The organism is Pedococcus sp. NPDC057267 (genome assembly GCF_042668795.1).
Classification (GTDB): Bacteria; Actinomycetota; Actinomycetes; order Actinomycetales; family Dermatophilaceae; genus Pedococcus.
Genome location: NZ_JBHUYG010000035.1, coordinates 20,505 through 37,448, shown reverse-complemented (window position 1 = coordinate 37,448; position 16,944 = coordinate 20,505). Strand labels below are relative to the sequence as shown.

Sequence of the window (16,944 nt, the reverse complement as noted above, 5' to 3'; positions counted from 1 at the left end):
CCGACCGTCCCGTGAGCTCCGTCATCCATCCCGCTGGCCTGCCCATCGACACCTCCACGATCGAGGTGTTGCGACGACCGCTTGAGTCCGCCCTGGCTTCCTGCGTCGGAGTGGTGGACCACGCCGGTGACGTCCTGCCCGGCCCGCTGGCGAACCCACAGCGCCATCTCCAGGGCGTCCAGGGGCAGCTCGGTGGGCATCCGGTTGGCGGTGCGCCAGCCGACGATGCGCCGGGAGTACACGTCGGTGACGAAGGCGGTGAACCCGGTCCCGGTCCAAGTCGGCACGTAGGTGAAGTCCACCACCCACAACTTGTTCGGCGCCGGCGCGGTGAAGTCCCGCCCAACCAAGTCACCCGGGCGCACCGCAGCCGGGTCGGGCACCGTGGTCTTCCAGGTTCGCCCACGGACCATGCCCCGCAGCCCCGCCTGGCGCATCAGCCGCTCGACCGTGCAGCGCGGCCCCTGGTGACCATCACGGCGCAGCAGGTGCCACATCTTGCGGTACCCCGCCACACCCCGGCCCTTGCTGCGGTCGGCGTGAACCTGCCGCAGCACGACGACCAGCTGCGCGTCCCGCACGGACCTGGCCGAGGCTGGCCGGCTCCGGGCGGCGTAGTAGGTGCTCGGGGCGATCTTGACGCCGTGCCCGCTGAGCACGCGACAGATCGGCTCGACCCCGAACCGGGCCCGGTGCGCCTCGATGAACGCGATCACCACGGCAGTCGCGGGTCGAGCTCCCGCGCGAAGAAACTCGAGGCCGCCAACAAGATCTCGTTGGCCCGCTTCAGCTCCCTGACCTCAGACTCCAGATCCTTGATCCGCTTGGCGTCATCAGTGCTCGTACCCGGACGCTTCCCGGCATCGATCTCGGCCTGCTTGACCCAACCGCGCAACGTGTCCGGGTTGACCCCGACCCGCGTGCCGATCCGAGACACCGCCGCAGTCACCGACAGCTCCGGCTCAGCCTCCCGGGCCTCCTGCACAAGCCGCATCGCCCGATCCCGCAACTCCTGCGGGTACTTCCTCGGTGCTGGCATGGTCCTCATCCTCTCGGGGAATCAGACCCTCCATCAATGCCGGGGCGGTTCACACCTCGACGTGTGCGTGCTCGGCGCCTTCCAGGTCTCGACCACCGGCGACCTGGCCAACTGGCACACCGGCGCCCCCGACGCCATCCCCGCCGTCGGCGGCGCCATGGACCTGGCCATCGGCGCCCGTCAGGTTTTCGTCATGATGACCCTGTTCGACAAGCACGGACGCCCCAAACTCGTGCCCCACTGCGACTACCCCCTGACCGCCCTGGCCTGCGTCCACCGCGTCTACACCGACCACGCCACCATCGACCTCGGACCAGACGGCGCCACCGTTCGCGCCCTCTTCGACGGCACCATCGACTCGCTGGAACATCAACTCGGCTTCCCGCTAGGCGCCGAGTGAGCATCCAGCGCGTTTTGGTCGAGTGCTCGACGGCTGCACGCAGCCGGCGACTGCGCTGAGGCTCGGGCGGAGCACATGCCTGTCCGGGAAGGACCGGCTGACGCTGGGGTGGTCCACAATCTGTGGCAAATTCGCGCCGAAAGGTCGCCTCGTTCTACCAAGGCGAGCGTGATGAACCTGTGTGGGCGGTGTGGGGCCGCAACTATCGCGCGGGCGACGAGGAGGCCAGCAGGAGTTGTGCTCGCGTCGCGGCTATCTGCTCTACTGGAGGTGCCCTCGCGGCATCAGTGTCCGTCGTCGCTGACTTGGTGTATCGGGGGTCGGCGACTTCAAGTGCGGACGCATTCCTCAGTTGCACTGCGGCGACCGATGCCCCTACGTCCGCTGAGGCGCACTGACGCATCAACGGCGGTTCTTAGGCTCCGACCGGTTCTAGGAGTTCTACGACCGACAGACCCGTTTCGCCGCCGACAAGCTGAAGCGAGACGTTTGCCCGTTCCGCAAGGTCCAGCGGCTTAAGGCTTTCTGAAAGAGCGGCGTGCACGATGCGATCAAGGCCAGCGCCTAGCAGCGGCGCGGCAGTCCGAAGCGATGCCTCCAACGCGACTCCTTGCGTCGAGCCACCGTGCAGGACTATGTTCCGTGACCGGTAGAGGCGACGCAGGGCGATCGTCAACGCGCTCCTCACGTCCATGAGTATTCGTCTTGGGTCGGCCAACACTCCAGACATCCTTGCTGCTGCGGCGTACTCGCTGCCGCGATTCCGACGCTCTACAAATTGCAGCGATATGCCGTCCCTCAGAGCTTCTGCGATGGCGCGGCTGCGGTCGATGTTGGTGTTGCATACGGCCAGCGCCGCCGCGATCGGGTCGGTGCTACCGGACCCCGAGTAGTGGTGGGCCAGGGAAGTCAGCTCAGCCCGTGGCCACGAGCACGTGATAATTGATGCCAGCCGGTCTGCGGCGACCGCTTTGCCGAAGCGCTCTTCTTCGCGGGGATCATCTGGATGGGTCAACAATGATTCGATGGCTGCCCACGCGCCGGCGACGGCTGGACCCAGTGAACCGCGGTTGACTGGCGCTGCCAACTCAAGGGCGTCGTCCACCTGACTACGAGTCCCGGTGACGCGGTACATGTGCCCCTCTAGCGAGAGGGACAACACATCTGCACCTCGCGCAGGCGTCTCCAAATCAATCGGCCGTTTATAGCCAGATACCCAAACTTGATGGATGGGCTCAACCCCGTCTCGGCCTCTACGCAGAAATGTCGAGCGCGTCACCAGCCTGTCGATCATCGTGCGGGCTTGCGCTGCGGCGGCATGGGGATCACGTGCGCTGACGGAGTACAAGAAGCCGCCACCAACTCGAACACCCGTGGTCGAGTGACCCTGTTCGCGAAGCCAGTCTGCAACGGCTGCTTTCGACCTCCACGATGGGACTCGCGCTGCTAGGTCATCGCGTTGCGGAAGCCGCGTGAACGCGACGAGGACCTCATAGATCTGCGAATCAGTCCTCGCGAGCTCCGCAGCGCTGGCGAGCACGTGGGTGATGTCTGCAGTCTGACTGCGCAGACCCCATACCCATCCGGACAGGAAGGGCTGGCTGTAACCCAAATCCAATAGGTGGGCAGCGACGGTTCGCGACAGACGCTCAACCCGCGGCATAGACGGCCCACTCAGTACGGCCTGCCAACGCTCGAGATAGCCAGCTCGGGCGTGATCGATGAGGTGCGACAGCTGACGCCTGGCCGGACTAGGATCCGGCAGACGTTTGCCTAGAACGGTCGTCAGTTCGCTCCGAAGTTCACGGTCGCCCAGACCCACGTCGGGCCCGATGACCCTTATGAGCTCCTTGCGCTGCCAGTCGACAGCCGCCGGGCTGAGGACACCCTGCGCCTCCCATGATCCAGCTTCATAGATCTCCTCTAGCGCAAGGATGGATCCGACGTCCCACAGGCGTCGGGGCCACTGGATGGCGTCCTCCGTGAAGAAGTCCGCAAGTCGGGCGAGCACGAGGGTGTCGTAGGTCTCGCTCTGGCTAGTCTCCGGTTGCGGTTGGCTCCCTGGCAATGTGGACCTTCGGTGTCGTGTTGGTCTGGTGGGCGGAGTCATGCTAGTGTCTTGCCCAGACTTAAAGGGGCACTCGCCGTTTCACGGCCACTGCCCCTTTCTCTTTTCCGGCTGCAGCTGCCGGAATGCTTCGTGCGGAGACCGTTCCTCGGGTCAGGCACGCAGGCCGTGGCGGTCATTCTGGGTGGTGTGACTCAAGCGTTCGTCGACGTCGGCGTGCCCAGGCACGGCGACGATCTCGCCGGAGGGGGCCTGCGCAGGACCCAGGTGCCTGTACGAGAAGGGCCGGCTGACGGCGGCTGTGGTCCACAATCTGTGGCGAATTCGTGGCGAAGTTTGGCTCTGAGGGGCGAATCCGCTGATGAGCGGGCGGCATACGGCGGGCTGTAAATCCGTCGCGAAAGCTTCGAAGGTTCGAATCCTTCACCCGCCACCCTGTGCATCGAAGGGCCCCTGACCAGCGGAGACGCCGGTCGGGGGCCCTTTTCGTGCCTTCGGGTGATCACCTCTGGCGGGGGTGGCTGTGCGCAGACTGAATATTGGATACGATCGGACCTCGAACTGCCAGGTGCCGTCACGACCGGAAGGCCTCGCCATGCCCCGCACGCCCGTAGGACCCCTCGAGCTGCTCGCCGTCGACCACCTCCTCGGCGACGAGGAGCGCGCGATCCAGGCCACGGTGCGCAAGGTCGTGGACGAACGGGTCCGGCCCAACATCGCGCAGTGGTTCGAGGAGGCCACGATCCCGCGAGAGCTCGCCAGGGAGTTCGGGGCCCTGGGCCTGCTCGGTATGCACTTCGACGGTTACGGCTGCGCAGGCACCAATGCCGTCTCCTACGGGCTGGCTTGCATGGAGCTCGAGGCCGGCGACTCGGGCGTCCGCAGCCTCGTCTCCGTCCAGGGCTCCCTGGCGATGTACTCCATCTACCGCTGGGGCTCGGAGGAGCAGAAACAGGAGTGGCTGCCGCGGATGGCCGCCGGTGAGCTCGTCGGCTGCTTCGGGCTGACCGAGCCCGACTTCGGCTCCAACCCCGGCGGCATGCGCACCCGGGCCCGCCGCGACGGTGACGAGTGGGTCCTCGACGGAACGAAGATGTGGATCACGAATGGGTCGATCGCCGACGTCGCCATCGTGTGGGCGCGCACCGAGGACGGCTTCGGCGGTTTCATCGTGCCGACCGATACCCCCGGTTTCTCCGCGCCGAAGATCACGAGCAAGCTGTCGTTGCGTGCCTCGGTCACGTCCGAGCTCGTGCTCGAGAGTGTGCGACTGCCCGCGGGTGCCCGGCTGCCGGAGGTGCACTCGCTGCGCGGGCCGCTGTCGTGCCTCGACGAGGCACGCTTCGGCATCGTCTTCGGGTCGCTCGGGGCGGCCCGTGACTGCCTGGAGACGGCGATCGCGTACTCGCGTGAGCGCGAGGTCTTCGACCGGCCGATCGCGGGTTTCCAGCTCACCCAGAAGAAGCTCGCCGACATGGCCCTGGAACTGCAGAAGGGCTTTCTGCTCGCGCTCCACCTCGGCCGGCTCAAGGACGCCGGCAGGCTCGAGGCCCGCCAGGTGAGCCTGGGCAAGCTCAACAACGTCCGCGAGGCCATCGCCATCGCCCGCGAGTGCCGGACGATCCTCGGGGCCAACGGCGTCACGCTGGAGTACCCCGTCCTGCGCCACGCCAACAACCTGGAGTCGGTGCTGACCTACGAGGGCACCTCCGAGGTGCACACCCTGGTCATCGGCCAGGCGCTGACCGGCGTCGGCGCGTTCAGCTGAGGTGGAGCTCCTCCGGCGTCGGGCCCAGCCCGGCGCCAGGGGATCCGTCCGGGCGAGCCGGCGCCGCGTCGTCGTCCTGGCCCGTGGCGACCTGCTCGAGCACGGGCCGCAAGGCCGCGATGGCGTGCTGGCGGTGCTCGTCGAGCACGTGCAGGGCGCGCTCGACATCCCCGGCCTTCACGGCCGCGACCAGACCGCGGTGCTCGGCGTCGACGAGCTCGCGGTTGTGCGGCTCGGTGTAGTACACGGAGCGGTAGACCTCCGTGGCATCCCAGAGCAGTCGGATGATCCGCACCAGGCGGGGCAGTCCGCAGGCCTCGATGAGGGCGAAGTGGAACCGGCGGTTTGCCTGCGTCATCGTCACCACGTCGGCCTCCGCGGCGGCAGCCTGCACCTCGCGCTCGGCCTCCTCGAGGCGGTCGACGTCCTCGGTCGTCATCTGCGGAACCGCCACCCGCACCGCCTCGGCCTCGAGGATCTCGCGGATGCGGTAGACCTCGAGCAGGTCCGACAGTGAGAGCTGGGTGACGAAGTAGCCCCGGTGCGCCAGGTAGGTGACCTGCCCCTCGCCCTCGAGGATCTTCAGCGCCTCGCGGAGGGGCACCCGGCTGACGCCGAGCTCGAGCGCAAGCGCGTCCTGGACGATCTGCTCGCCGGGGCGCAGCCGGCCGGTGGCGATGAACCGGCGCAGCTCGGCGAGCACCGCCTCCTGGGCGGTCGGCGGCTTCCGGAACGTCGCGCTCACGTGGGCTCCTCGTCGTGGTCGAGCCAGGCGAGGACCTCCTCCTCGTCCCCGCCGAGACCGGGCGGAGGACGACGGTAGCTCACCGGCGTCGCCGAGAACCTCAACGGGTTGGCGACCTGGGCAGAGCCGTCGACGTCGACGATCGGCTCGAGCCCGAGCTGCTCGGCAAGGGCCATGCCCTGGCCGACGTCGTTGAGTGGCCCGCAGGGCACCCCGGCAGGGGTCAGCGCCGCGAACCACTCGTCCGCCGAACGGGTGCGGAGCACCGCGGTGATCCGGGCCTTCAGCTCCCCGCGGTGGGCCACGCGCTGGGCATTGGTCGCGAACCGTGGGTCGTCGGCGAGCCCGGTCAGACCCAGGCAGCCGCACAGCGCGCGGAACTGCCGGTCGTTGCCGGCGGCGACGACGAGCAACCGGTCCGCGGTCTCGAACTCCTCGTACGGGCAGATGCTGGGGTGGCGGATGCCCATGCCGTGCGACAGGTCGCCGGTCAGGGCGTAGGCGCCGCCGAAGTTGACCAGGCCGGAGAGCATCGAGGACAGCAGGTTGAGCTCGACGCGCTGACCGACCCCGGTGGCGTCGCGGTGGCGCAGCGCGGCGAGGATCCCGATCGCGGCGTGCAGGCCGGTGAGCACGTCGGCGGTCGCGATGCCGGTCTTGGTCGGGGTGGCCGCGTCCGGGCCGGTGAGGCTCATCAAACCCGAGACGGCCTGCACGACCAAGTCGTACCCCGGCACGCCGGCCCCGGCGCCCGCGCCGAAGCCGGTGATCGAGCAGTGGACGAGGCGAGGGTTCAGCTCCGACAGCGTCGCGTCGTCGAAACCGAGCCGCTCGAGGCTCCCCGTGCGGAAGTTCTCGATCAGCACGTCCGCACGTCGCACCAGGGCCAGGCCCCGGCGGCGGCCCTCCTCGCTGGACAGGTCCAGCACCACGCTGCGCTTGTTGCGGTTGATCGACTGGTAGTAGGTGCTATGCCCGTCGGGGGTCCATGGCGGGCCCCAGTGCCGCGTGTCGTCACCAGTCGGCGACTCGACCTTGACCACCGTCGCCCCGAGGTCGGCGAGCAGCATCGTGGCGTAGGGGCCGGCCAGCACGCGGCTGAAGTCCGCCACGACGACACCGTCCAGCGGTCCGGGTGCGCTCACCTTGCGCACCCTATCGGATACTGGATCCAAACCGGCGCCTCCTATCCGCGTTGCGGGGCTGCGGCTTCCAGGCTTCCCACGTGGCCCCGCTGCAGCCTCCCGCCTCCGGAAACGCTGTCGGCATGGGTTATCCGGTGTATACACTCCGCGCAAGGAGGTCACCCACCCGTGAGCGTCCCGGCCACCCACCTGCATCGAGGCACGCGGGAGTACCGCCAGGCCAGCGCCGTGCTCTTCGGCGCCGGCTTCATGGCGTTCTCCCTGCTCTACGTCGTGCAGGGCACGCTGCCCGCGGTGAGCGCCGCCTTCGACGTCTCGCCTGCCGCTGCGAGCCTGACGTTGTCCTTCACCACGCTGCCCCTCGCCGTGGCCGTCATCGTCGCAGCCTCGTGGTCGGAGGGGCTCGGCCGACGGTCGCTGCTGGTGGGGTCGCTGCTGGGGGCCGCAGTGCTCACGCTCGGTGCTGCCGCGAGCCCCAGCTTCGCGGTCCTGCTGGGGCTGCGCGTGCTCACCGGGCTGGTGCTCGCCGGTCTGCCAGCGGTGGCGATGGCGTACGTCGCAGAGGAGTTCCACCCCGCCGGCCTGGGTACCGCGATGGGGCTCTACATCAGCGGCACGGGGCTGGGCGGCATGACCGGTCGGCTCGCCGGGGGACTGCTGTCCAGCGTCCTGTCCTGGCGCGTCGCCCTCGCCGTCGTCGGTGGCCTCTGCCTGCTCGGCGGGGCCTGGGTGGCCCTGCGCCTGCCGTCCTCGCGCAACTTCGTCGCGGCGCCGGGCGGCCTGCGCGAGCGGCTGGCAGCGATGCGAGGCCCACTCGCGGACCCGGTGATCCGGCGGCTCGCCGTCTGCGGTTTCGTCCTCATGGGCAGCCTGGTGTCGTACTTCAACTACCTGCAGTACCGCCTCGCGGGCCCGCCCTTCCACCTGCCTTCCTCTGCGGCGGCGCTCGTCTTCGGCCTCTACGTCTTCGGCACGGTCAGCGCGAACTGGATGGGCCGCCTCGCCGACCGGCGCAGCCGGCGCAGCGTCCTCTACCTCGGGCTCGCCATCATGGCCGCCGGCGCACTCGCCTCCCTGTCCGGCTGGCTGCCTCTGGTGCTCGCCGGGACCGCCGCCATGGTCTTCGGCTTCTTCGGGGCGCACTCGGTCACGAGCGGCTGGGTCAACGCCTGGGCCACCCGCCAGCGCGCGCAGGCCTCGTCCCTCTACCTGTTCGGCTACCACCTCGGGTCGAGCGTCGCCGGTTTCGTCGGCGGGTTGTTCTTCGGGGCCTTTGGTTGGGCCGGGGAAGTCAGTACCGTCATCATCCTGCTGGCAGGAGGCGTCGTGGCCGCCCTGCGTCTGCCGATCGGGCTCGGGTCACAGGAGAGGTCACATGCGTCCTGACGAGATCGCCACCGCGCTGCGCCGCGCCGTCCGTGAGCGGGCCATCCCGCCGGGCCAGGCGCTCAACCAGGACGAGCTGGCCCGCCGCTATGGCGTCAGCCGGATCCCGCTGCGCGAGGCGCTGCGTACCCTCGTCGGTGAGGGCCTCATCATCATGAAACCCGGGCTGGGCGCGGTCGTCACCGAGCTCAACGTCGGCGAGGTCCAGGAGCTGTACAGCCTGCGGATGCAGCTGGAGCCACCCTTGGCTGCCGACATCGTCGCGCACGCCGGCCGACGGGACGTCGACGACCTCGCCCGGCTGGTCGAGGCGATGCAGGCGCTCCAGCCGGAGCAGTCCGAGGAGTGGTCGAGCCTCAACTACCGCTTCCACCGCCGGCTCTACGAGCTGTCCGGCCAGCGGCACAGCGTGCGCCTCGTCGTGCAGGTGCTCAACCTCGTCGAACCGTACGCGCGGGTGCACGCCCACGTCATCGGCTCCCGGCCGCAGATGCAGCAAGAGCGGGTCGAGATGGTGCAGGCGCTGCGGGACGCGGACGACGCACGGGTGCGCGCGATCATCGAGCAGAGCATCCGGACGGCCCGCGCCGAGCTCGAGATGTCGATGGGCGAAGCCGCCCCACTGCCCGACGCCGCGGACCTCTGACAGGCGCAGTCGGCCGAGCCGGTGGGCTGCCACGGGTGAGGCTAGGGCTGGCGCCGGCGGCTTCGGATCCAATATTCAAATCCTTGCCATGTGGCGCAGGTCACTGTATACAGTGCATCACCCGATTCCTCCTGTTCGAGAGGTGTGTGCTGTGAGGTCGAAGAAAATCGTTGTGGCCACGTCCGTTGCCGCCTGTTCCCTCGCGCTGGCTGCCTGCGGGTCCAAGGGGGAAGCGGGGGCCAGTAACGGCGCGGGGAGCGGCACCCTCACCATCGGCGCCTCGCTGTCGCTGACCGGCAAGCTCGCCCGGGAGGGCCAGCTCACCCAGGAGGGCTACCAGCTCTGCCAGGACAAGGTGAACGCCCAGGGCGGTGTCGACATCGGCGGCAAGAAGGTCAAGCTCGCCATCCAGTACCAGGACGACACGTCCAAGCCGGACACCGCGGCCCAGCTCGTCGACCAGTTCAACGACAAGGGCGTCAAGCTCATCCTCAGCTCGTACGGCTCGGCCAACACCGAGGCGCAGGCTGCCGTCATCGAGCGCAACGGCCAGGTCATGGTCGACTCGGCCGGCGCGGACAACAAGATCTTCTCCAAGGGCTACAAGCGCACCTTCGCGGTCCTCTCGCCGGCGACGGAGTACGCGTCGTCGATCGTCAAGGCGATCGCCGACCTGGCCCAGCCGAAGCCGAAGACGGTGGTCTTCCTCTCCGCCGACGACGGCTTCTCCAAGACGGTCACCGAGGGCGGCATGGCGACCGCCAAGGACAAGGGTTTCACCGTCATGCAGCCGCAGTACTTCCCCAACGGCGCCTCCGACGTGAGCTCCTCGCTCACCAAGGTCAAGGGCGAGAAGCCGGACGTCATCATCGGCTCGGTGCACCTGGTCGAGGGTGTCGCCATCGTCAAGCAGGCCAAGGAGCTCGGCGTCACCCCGGCCGGCTTCGGTGAGACCGTTGCACCGCCGACCCCGGACTTCGCCAAGACCCTGGGCACCCAGGCCGAGGGCGTCCTCGGGTCCAGCCAGTGGACCGACTCCACCAAGGGCGAGGACAAGTACTTCGGCACGGCCAAGCAGTACGCCGCCGACATCCAGAAGAAGTTCGGGCACGCCCCCGACTACCACGACGCCGAGGCCAGCGCCGCGTGCCTCGCCCTCGTGATGGCCGCCGACAAGGCCGGGAGCACCAGCCCCGACAAGGTCCGTGACGCCCTCGCCGGCCTGGACACCACGTCGTTCTTCGGCAAGATCAAGTTCGACTCCACCGGCCAGAACGTCTACAAGCCGATGGCGGTCATCCAGGTCCAGAACGGCAAGGCCGTGACCGTGTGGCCCACCGACTCCGCCGAGGCCAAGCTCATCTGGCCCGGTACCAAGCCGTGAGCGCATTCCTCCAGGCCACCATCTACGGGCTCCTGCAGGGCGGTCTGCTCGCCCTCATCGCGGTCGGCTTCTCCCTCGTCTGGGGGGTGATGAACATCGTCAACCTGGCGCACGGCTCGTTCGTGATCCTCGGGGCGTACATCGGCTGGCAGGTCAACGCGTGGCTCGGGCTCGACCCGTTCCTCGGGATGTTCGTCTCGGCCGCCGTGCTGTTCGTCCTCGGCTACGTGCTCCAGCGGTGGTTGATCAACCTGGTCGTCAACGGCCCGATCTTCATCACCCTGTTGCTGACGTTCGGGCTCGACCTGCTCATCACCCAGGGCATGAACATCGCGTTCTCGGCGGACTACCGCAGCATCCAGACCTCGTATGCCGGCCACAGCCTCGCGCTGGGTGGCGTCCGGGTGCCGCTCGGCCGGCTGCTCGCCTTCCTCGTCGCGATCGCGGTGACCGTCGCGCTCGTGGCGCTGGTCAACCGCACCCGCACGGGCCTGTCGATCATGGCGACCGGCATGGACCGCGGCGCGGCGCGCCTCATGGGCATCCGCGCCCGGCACGTCTACGCGCTGACCTTCGCCATCGCGGCCGCGCTGGCCGGCATGGCCGGGGCCATGGTCGGCACCGTGGGGACGTTCAACCCCTCCACGGCGGCCGGGTACACGTTGCTGTCCTTCGTCATTGCCGTGCTCGGCGGCCTGGGCAACATGTACGGCGCGCTGGTCGGTGGCCTGGTCATCGGGCTGGTCGAGGCCTGGGGCGGCCAGTACCTGCCCGGCACCTGGGTCAACGCGCTGGCGTTCCTCGTCCTCGTCATCGTGCTGATCGTCCGGCCCTCGGGACTGGTCGGCCGCGCGTACTACGCCGCCCGGCTGGAGGTCTGATGACCACGCAGACCGAGACGGGCGAGACGACCGCTGCCCCGGCCCGGACCGCGGCGGAGCCGCGCTGGCGCGCATACCTCCCCTGGGCGCTGGGGCTGCTGCTGCTGCTCGCGGCCCTCGGGCTGCAGAGCCAGCTCTACTCCGGCCAGGAGCGCACCGTCTCGGCGATCTTCATGTTCGTCGCACTGGCCCAGGCGTGGAACCTCATCGGTGGCTTCGCGGGCTACGCCTCGTTCGGCCAGGTGGTGTTCTTCGGCATCGGCGGCTACTTCACCGCGGTCGCGATGAGCCACTGGCACCTCAGCTTCTGGCTCTCGCTCGTGCTCAGCGGCATCGTCGCGGCGGTGTTCGGCGCGCTGATCGGCATACCGCTGCTGCGCCTCAAGGGGCACTACTTCGCGATCGCCACTCTCGGCGTGGCCGAGGGCATGCGCGAGGTCGTCACCAACCTGCCGGACCTCACCGGCGGCGGCGCGGGCATCACGCTGCCCACGGTGGGCAAGGAGGCGACGACCGCCTACCTGGGCAACGACGGGTTCTACCTGCTGTTCCTCGCCCTGGCGGCGGTCGCGGTGCTGGTGTCGGCCCTCGTGGCCCGCAACAAGTTCGGGTTCGCGCTCAAGGCGATCCACCAGGACGAGGACGCGGCCGCGGCCATGGGGATCAACACCACGCGCACGAAGGTGGTCACCTTCGCCCTGTCCGGCTTCCTCACCGGGCTGGTCGGCGCGACCTACGCCTTCCAGCAGGTGACGATCTTCCCCGAGCGCCTCTTCGACGTCGACATCACGGTCCTCATGGTCGTGATGGTCGTCATCGGCGGCAGCGGCACGGTCCTCGGACCGCTGCTCGGCGCTGTCGCCCTGCAGTTCCTGTCGGAGTACCTGCGGCAGAACTACACGAGCATCCACACGTTCCTGCTCGGGGCGATCATCATCCTCGCCGTGGTCCTGCTCCCGCAGGGCGCCGTCAACTACGTGCGCGAGGCCCGGCGCACCGGGGAGTGCTCCCTGCTCGCGAACGTCCGGAGGTACCGCCTGTGAGCGCGACACCAGCGACCCCCGTCCTGCAGACCCAGGGCCTCGGCCGTCGCTTCGGTGGGCTGCACGCCGTGTCGGACGTGTCGTTCAGCGTCCCCGAAGGGCAGACCCTCGGCGTGATCGGACCCAACGGGGCCGGCAAGAGCACGTTCATCAACCTCGTCACTGGTCACATCAAGCCGACCTCGGGCACGGTGCTCATCGACGGCAAGGACCTCACCGGCGCCCGGCCGTGGGTGATCGCCCACGCCGGTGTGGCTCGCACCTTCCAGATCGTCAAGCCGTTCCGCGGCATGACGGTCCGGGAGAACGTCGCGGTCGGGATCCTCTACGGCCCGCACGGCACCGGCCTGATGTCCAAGGCGCGCGAGGCTGCCGACGAGGTGCTCGAGGAAGTGGGCCTGGCCCACCTCGGCAACCGGGCTCCCGGCGAGTTGTCCGTCGCCGACGCGCGGCGGCTGGAGTTCGCCAAGGCGCTCGCCCTGCGGCCCCGGCTGCTCCTGCTCGACGAGGTGATGGCCGGCCTGCGGCACAGCGAGATCGAGCCCAGCCTGGAGCTCATCGGCCAGCTCAAGGCGCGCGGGATCACGATCGTCGTCGTCGAGCACGTGATGCGGGCGATCCTGGCGATCAGCGACCAGGTGCTCGTCCTGCACCAGGGCAAGGTCCTCACCGCGGGCGACCCCCGCGAGGTCCTGTCCGACCCCCGGGTGGTCGAGGCCTACCTCGGTCACCGCTACGCCCAACGACGCGGAGGGAAGCGCTGATGCTCGAGGTCAGGAACGTGAGCGCGGGCTACGGCCGTGTGCAGGTGCTGTGGGACGTCGACCTCGACGTCCGCGAACGCGAGGTCGTCGCCCTCGTGGGCCCCAACGGCGCCGGCAAGACCACCCTGCTGCGGGCTCTGTCCGGCATGGCGGAGGTCCGGGACGGCTCGGTGGCGTTCCGGGGACGGTCGCTGCGGGGCCTGTCCATCGAGCAGATCGTCGACCTCGGCATCGCGCACGTGCCCGAGGGACGACGCCTGTTCCCCGGCCTGACGGTGCGCGCGAACCTCAAGCTCGGCGGCTGGCGCACGAAGAACACCGACCTGGAGCGTGTGGTCGAGCTCTTCCCACGGCTGGGGGAGCGGATGGAGCAGGTGACGGGCAGCATGTCCGGCGGCGAGCAGCAGATGTGCGCGATCGCCCGCGGACTGATGAGCCAGCCGGAGCTGATGATGATCGACGAGCTGTCGCTCGGGCTCGCGCCCGTCGTCGTGGACGAGATCATCGAGCGGCTCCCCGACATCGCCGCGTCCGGGACGTCGATCCTGCTCGTCGAGCAGGACGTCGACGCGGCCCTGTCCGTGGCCGAGCGGGCTTACGTCCTCGAGACGGGCCGGGTCGCCCTGTCCGGCATGGCCGGAGAGCTGCTCGCCGACGAGCGGGTCCGGGAGAGCTACCTGGGCATCGCCTGAGGGCCTCCGCGGGCGCATCCCCCGGCGCTCGCGGGCCGGAGCGCTGACCCGTCGCCCACGCGGGCGGCGGGTCAGCGCGTCCCTCGGGACAGGGTGCTCGTGGCGGTGCGTACGCCCGACCCGTCGTGCACGGAGGCCTCCACCACGCCGGGCGCGCCGTCCCCGGTCGTCACCGTGAGCGGCTGCGCGCCATACGTGGGCGCGACCAGCCGGTAGGCGAACTCGCGGCCGAGCACCGGCACGCCGGACCGGCGCACGGCCTCGCCCATGAGCAAGGCCTGCAGAGGACCGTGCACGACCAGGCCTGGGTAGCCCTCGGCGGCGGCGTACGCCTGGTCGTAGTGGATGCGGTGGGCGTTGTACGTCAGGGCGGAGAACCGGAAGAGCAGCACCGGGTCGACGGCGAGCTGGAGCCGGTGGCCCTCCGACGCGGGGGCGTCCGAGGCGGGCGTCGAGGGGGCGGGCGCGTCGGCCGCGTCCGCCGCGGCGCGAGGATCCGGCGTGGCGCCCCGGGTGCCGGTGAGCGTGCTGCCGGCCTCGCGGTAGACGATGTCCTGCTCCTCCGCCACGACGAGCCGGCCCTCCTGCTCGACCTCGCTGCGGACGGTGACGAAGGTCAGCGGGCCGGAGCGGCCCTGCTTCTCGACCGAGCGCAGGACGCGCGTGGACCGCGTCGCCTCCGCGCCGAAGCGCAGCAGGCCGTATGCCGTCACCCGCCCGCCTGCGAACATCCGCAGCCGCCCGGGGCCGGGCGGCGCGGGGATGCCACGGGTGGGGTGTCCGTCGGGACCCAGCTCGCTCTCGCGGCGTCGTTCCAACAGGTAGACCCAGTGCCACAGCGGGGGCAGCCCGTCGGTGCTCGCCGGCGGGTCGATGTCGAGAAGGCCGGCGAGCGCCTCGGCCGGTTCGGGCGTGACCAGCTCGGTCCGCCGGGCGACGGGCCCGGGCGCCGCGCCCAGGCTCATGAGGTGGCCTCCGGTCCGTCGCCGTCCGGGCGCGTGGCGAACTCAGCCCACAGCGCCTCGCTGTGCTCGCCCACTGCCGGGATCGGGCGCATCGCGGCCTCGCGACCGGTGACGGTCACCGGCGGGAGCATCGAGCGCACCGGCCCGGCGGGGGAGTCCACCTCGCGCCAGCGGTCCCGGGCGGCGAGCTGGGGGTGCTCCCCGAACTCGGCCATGGTGCGCATCCGCGCGTTGGCGATGCCGACCTGGTCGAGCAGGTCGGTCACCTCCGCGGCGGTGAGGTGGGCCAGCGCCGCCTCCAGCAGTGTGGTCAGCTCGGCGCGGTGCTCCACCCGGCGCGGGTTGGTGCAGAATCGCGGGTCGCCGGCCAGCTCCGGCCGGCCGAGCACCTGCTCGCACAACGCGGCCCACTCCCGCTCGTTCTGCACACCGATGAACACCTGCGCCCCGTCGCCGGCGCGGTGGGGGCCGTACGGGGCGATGCTCGCGTGCTCCGCCCCGCTGCGCGGCGGCGGCGCGCCGCCGTACCGGGCGAACAGGTACGGCTGGCTGGCCCACTCACCGAGGGCGTCCAGCATCGCCACAGAGAAGCTCGTGCCCTGCCCGGTGCGTTCACGTTCGTAGAGAGCGGTCAGCACGCCGGTGTAGGCGTACATCCCCGCCGCGATGTCGGCGACCGAGATCCCCGCCTTGGCGGGGGCCTCCGGTGTGCCGGTGACCGACAGCAGCCCGGTCTCGCACTGCACGAGCAGGTCGTACGCCTTCTTCGTGCGGTAGGGGCCCTCGTCGCCGTAGCCCGAGATCGAGCAGCCGATGAGCCGTGGGTGGCGATCGCGCAGGCTCCGCTCGTCGAGCCCGAGACGGTCGGCCGCGCCGGGCGCCAGGTTCTGCACGAAGACGTCGGCCCGGGCGAGCATCGCCGCGAGCAGGTCCCGGTCGGCCGGGTCCTTGACGTCCAGGGTGATGCTCTCCTTGCCGCGGTTGAGCCAGGCGAAGTAGCTGGACATGCCGTTGACGGTCTCGTCGTACCCGCGGGCGAAATCTCCTGCGGCGCGCTCGACCTTGATGACCCGCGCCCCGAGGTCGGCGAGCTGGCGGGTGGCGAACGGTGCGGCGACGGCCTGCTCGAGCGCGACGACCGTGATTCCCTCCAGCGGGAGCATCAGGACCTCCCCGTCTCGGAGCGGGTCCACAGCTCGGCCTGGTCCAGGATGCGGCGGGACCGCTCGAGGACCGGGACGTCGACCATCTCCCCGTCCACCCGGCTCGCCGCCCCGTCGCCGGCAGCCGCGACGACGCGTCGGGCCCAGTCCACCTCCTCGGCGCTGGGGGTGAAGGCGGCGTTGACGGCCGGGACCTGGCGTGGGTGCACGCAGAGCTTGCCGGTGAAGCCGAGCCGCCGTGCCTGCGTGGCGTCACGGCCGGCGGCGTTCGGGTCGTCGAGCGCGACGGTCACGCCGTCGACCGGCTGGGCCACCCCCGCCACCCGGGAGGCGACGACGAGGCTCGAGCGGGCGTGGAGCAGGGCGGTGTCGTCCTGGGCGCAACCGGTGTCCAGCGCGAAGTCGACCGAGCCGAACGCCAGGCGGACCACGCCGGGCACCGACGCCAGGTCGACGACTCGGTGCAGCCCCAGGGCGGTCTCGACGAGCGCCACGACGGGGATGCCAACCAGGCTCGCGGCCAAGCTGCCCAACGCGTCGGGGTCCTCGGCCTTGGGCACCATCACCGCCGAGAGGCCGTCCAGTCCCCGCAGGGCGGCGCAGTCCGCGGCATACCAGGGCGTTCCGGCGGCGTTGATCCGCACCGCCGCGGAGCCGCCGGTGTCCAACCAGCCGGTGACCTGATCGCGGGCGGTGTCCTTGGCCGCGCCGGCGACGGCGTCCTCGAGGTCGCAGACCACGAGGTCGGCCCCGCTGGCGGCCGCGCGGTCGAACCGGTCGGGGCGGTGACCGGGCACGAAGAGCAGGGAGCGCGCGAGCCCGGCCGGCCCCGTCATGGCATCCGTCGCAGCCATG

At 70.1% G+C, this 16,944-nt stretch carries 17 protein-coding genes and 1 other annotated feature; of the genes, 9 read left to right on the top strand and 8 right to left on the bottom strand.

Going from position 1 to position 16,944, the window contains the following annotated elements; genetic code table 11:
- Positions 1 to 716 (bottom strand): IS3 family transposase (locus ACFUC1_RS09720; protein ID WP_379119091.1); only part of this gene is annotated, 716 nt, incomplete at its 3' end.
- Positions 627 to 754 (bottom strand) — a sequence feature (AL1L pseudoknot). It overlaps the preceding gene by 90 nt.
- The gene (locus ACFUC1_RS09715; RefSeq protein WP_379119089.1) at positions 713 to 1,039 is read right to left on the bottom strand and encodes a transposase; all 327 of its coding nucleotides are present in this window, start codon (positions 1,037 to 1,039) and stop codon (positions 713 to 715) included. Its footprint overlaps the feature before it by 42 nt. The genes ACFUC1_RS09715 and ACFUC1_RS09720, both read right to left, overlap by 4 nt.
- On the opposite strand from ACFUC1_RS09715, the gene ACFUC1_RS09710 reads away from it, so the two are divergent.
- On the top strand, positions 1,038 to 1,439 hold the full coding sequence (locus tag ACFUC1_RS09710; protein WP_379119087.1) for a CoA-transferase: 402 nt from the start codon (positions 1,038 to 1,040) through the stop codon (positions 1,437 to 1,439). The two genes, ACFUC1_RS09715 and ACFUC1_RS09710, sit on opposite strands and share 2 nt — an antisense overlap.
- A 415-nt stretch (positions 1,440 to 1,854) precedes the next feature.
- On the opposite strand, the gene ACFUC1_RS09705 is transcribed toward ACFUC1_RS09710, so the two are convergent.
- Complete coding sequence (locus ACFUC1_RS09705; RefSeq protein ID WP_379119084.1) at positions 1,855 to 2,574, bottom strand: hypothetical protein; 720 nt, start codon at positions 2,572 to 2,574, stop codon at positions 1,855 to 1,857.
- A gap of 1,528 nt (positions 2,575 to 4,102) precedes the next feature.
- Between ACFUC1_RS09705 and ACFUC1_RS09700 the strand changes: the two genes are divergently transcribed.
- A complete protein-coding gene (locus tag ACFUC1_RS09700; RefSeq protein WP_379119082.1) occupies positions 4,103 to 5,275 on the top strand; it encodes an acyl-CoA dehydrogenase family protein in 1,173 nt (390 codons plus the stop codon).
- Here the strand turns inward: ACFUC1_RS09700 and ACFUC1_RS09695 are convergent.
- Positions 5,268 to 6,020 carry a GntR family transcriptional regulator gene (locus ACFUC1_RS09695; protein ID WP_379119080.1) on the bottom strand — a complete coding sequence of 251 codons (753 nt, stop codon included), beginning with the start codon at positions 6,018 to 6,020 and terminating at the stop codon, positions 5,268 to 5,270. The genes ACFUC1_RS09700 and ACFUC1_RS09695 overlap by 8 nt on opposite strands.
- The gene (locus ACFUC1_RS09690) at positions 6,017 to 7,165 is read right to left on the bottom strand and encodes a CaiB/BaiF CoA transferase family protein (RefSeq protein WP_379119078.1); all 1,149 of its coding nucleotides are present in this window, start codon (positions 7,163 to 7,165) and stop codon (positions 6,017 to 6,019) included. The genes ACFUC1_RS09695 and ACFUC1_RS09690 overlap by 4 nt, the downstream gene beginning before the upstream one ends.
- Positions 7,166 to 7,333: 168 nt before the next feature.
- Here ACFUC1_RS09690 and ACFUC1_RS09685 point away from each other — a divergent pair, with 168 nt between their 5' ends.
- The 7 genes from ACFUC1_RS09685 to ACFUC1_RS09655 all read left to right on the top strand — a co-directional run bounded on the left by ACFUC1_RS09685 (position 7,334) and on the right by ACFUC1_RS09655 (position 13,961).
- Positions 7,334 to 8,551, top strand: coding sequence for an MFS transporter (locus tag ACFUC1_RS09685; RefSeq protein ID WP_379119076.1), 1,218 nt, complete (start codon positions 7,334 to 7,336; stop codon positions 8,549 to 8,551).
- Positions 8,541 to 9,197, top strand: a complete 657-nt coding sequence (locus ACFUC1_RS09680) for a GntR family transcriptional regulator (RefSeq protein WP_379119074.1) — start codon at positions 8,541 to 8,543, stop codon at positions 9,195 to 9,197. The genes ACFUC1_RS09685 and ACFUC1_RS09680 overlap by 11 nt, the downstream gene beginning before the upstream one ends.
- A gap of 172 nt (positions 9,198 to 9,369) precedes the next feature.
- A complete protein-coding gene (locus tag ACFUC1_RS09675) occupies positions 9,370 to 10,581 on the top strand; it encodes an amino acid ABC transporter substrate-binding protein (RefSeq protein ID WP_379119072.1) in 1,212 nt (403 codons plus the stop codon).
- On the top strand, positions 10,578 to 11,462 hold the full coding sequence (locus tag ACFUC1_RS09670; RefSeq protein ID WP_379119070.1) for a branched-chain amino acid ABC transporter permease: 885 nt from the start codon (positions 10,578 to 10,580) through the stop codon (positions 11,460 to 11,462). The genes ACFUC1_RS09675 and ACFUC1_RS09670 overlap by 4 nt, the downstream gene beginning before the upstream one ends.
- A complete protein-coding gene (locus tag ACFUC1_RS09665) occupies positions 11,462 to 12,505 on the top strand; it encodes a branched-chain amino acid ABC transporter permease (RefSeq protein WP_379119068.1) in 1,044 nt (347 codons plus the stop codon). The genes ACFUC1_RS09670 and ACFUC1_RS09665 overlap by 1 nt, the downstream gene beginning before the upstream one ends.
- Entirely contained in the window at positions 12,502 to 13,269 is a 768-nt protein-coding gene (locus ACFUC1_RS09660) for an ABC transporter ATP-binding protein (protein WP_379119066.1), read from the top strand. The genes ACFUC1_RS09665 and ACFUC1_RS09660 overlap by 4 nt, the downstream gene beginning before the upstream one ends.
- On the top strand, positions 13,269 to 13,961 hold the full coding sequence (locus ACFUC1_RS09655) for an ABC transporter ATP-binding protein (protein ID WP_379119064.1): 693 nt from the start codon (positions 13,269 to 13,271) through the stop codon (positions 13,959 to 13,961). Before ACFUC1_RS09660 ends, ACFUC1_RS09655 begins: the two co-directional genes overlap by 1 nt.
- Positions 13,962 to 14,032: 71 nt before the next feature.
- Here ACFUC1_RS09655 and ACFUC1_RS09650 read toward each other — a convergent pair whose 3' ends face one another.
- From ACFUC1_RS09650 to ACFUC1_RS09640, 3 genes are read right to left on the bottom strand one after another with little or no spacing between them, the layout of a single operon-like run.
- Complete coding sequence (locus ACFUC1_RS09650; protein ID WP_379119062.1) at positions 14,033 to 14,926, bottom strand: mesaconyl-C4 CoA hydratase; 894 nt, start codon at positions 14,924 to 14,926, stop codon at positions 14,033 to 14,035.
- Entirely contained in the window at positions 14,923 to 16,089 is a 1,167-nt protein-coding gene (locus ACFUC1_RS09645; RefSeq protein ID WP_379119060.1) for a CaiB/BaiF CoA transferase family protein, read from the bottom strand. Before ACFUC1_RS09645 ends, ACFUC1_RS09650 begins: the two co-directional genes overlap by 4 nt.
- Positions 16,089 to 16,943 carry an HpcH/HpaI aldolase/citrate lyase family protein gene (locus ACFUC1_RS09640; protein ID WP_379119057.1) on the bottom strand — a complete coding sequence of 285 codons (855 nt, stop codon included), beginning with the start codon at positions 16,941 to 16,943 and terminating at the stop codon, positions 16,089 to 16,091. The genes ACFUC1_RS09645 and ACFUC1_RS09640 overlap by 1 nt, the downstream gene beginning before the upstream one ends.
- Position 16,944 lies beyond the last annotated feature (1 nt).

Bases quoted from the DNA above. Each gene is read 5' to 3' on its own strand.
- ACFUC1_RS09680 (WP_379119074.1), top strand. From the start codon at position 8,541: ATGCGTCCTGACGAGATCGCCACCGCGCTGCGCCGCGCCGTCCGTGAG.
- ACFUC1_RS09665 (WP_379119068.1), top strand. From the start codon at position 11,462: ATGACCACGCAGACCGAGACGGGCGAGACGACCGCTGCCCCGGCCCGG.
- ACFUC1_RS09650 (WP_379119062.1), bottom strand. From the start codon at position 14,926: ATGAGCCTGGGCGCGGCGCCCGGGCCCGTCGCCCGGCGGACCGAGCTG.
- ACFUC1_RS09700 (WP_379119082.1), top strand. From the start codon at position 4,103: ATGCCCCGCACGCCCGTAGGACCCCTCGAGCTGCTCGCCGTCGACCAC.
- ACFUC1_RS09705 (WP_379119084.1), bottom strand. From the start codon at position 2,574: ATGTACCGCGTCACCGGGACTCGTAGTCAGGTGGACGACGCCCTTGAG.
- ACFUC1_RS09645 (WP_379119060.1), bottom strand. From the start codon at position 16,089: ATGCTCCCGCTGGAGGGAATCACGGTCGTCGCGCTCGAGCAGGCCGTC.
- ACFUC1_RS09640 (WP_379119057.1), bottom strand. From the start codon at position 16,943: ATGGCTGCGACGGATGCCATGACGGGGCCGGCCGGGCTCGCGCGCTCC.
- ACFUC1_RS09655 (WP_379119064.1), top strand. From the start codon at position 13,269: ATGCTCGAGGTCAGGAACGTGAGCGCGGGCTACGGCCGTGTGCAGGTG.
- ACFUC1_RS09715 (WP_379119089.1), bottom strand. From the start codon at position 1,039: ATGCCAGCACCGAGGAAGTACCCGCAGGAGTTGCGGGATCGGGCGATG.
- ACFUC1_RS09710 (WP_379119087.1), top strand. From the start codon at position 1,038: ATGGTCCTCATCCTCTCGGGGAATCAGACCCTCCATCAATGCCGGGGC.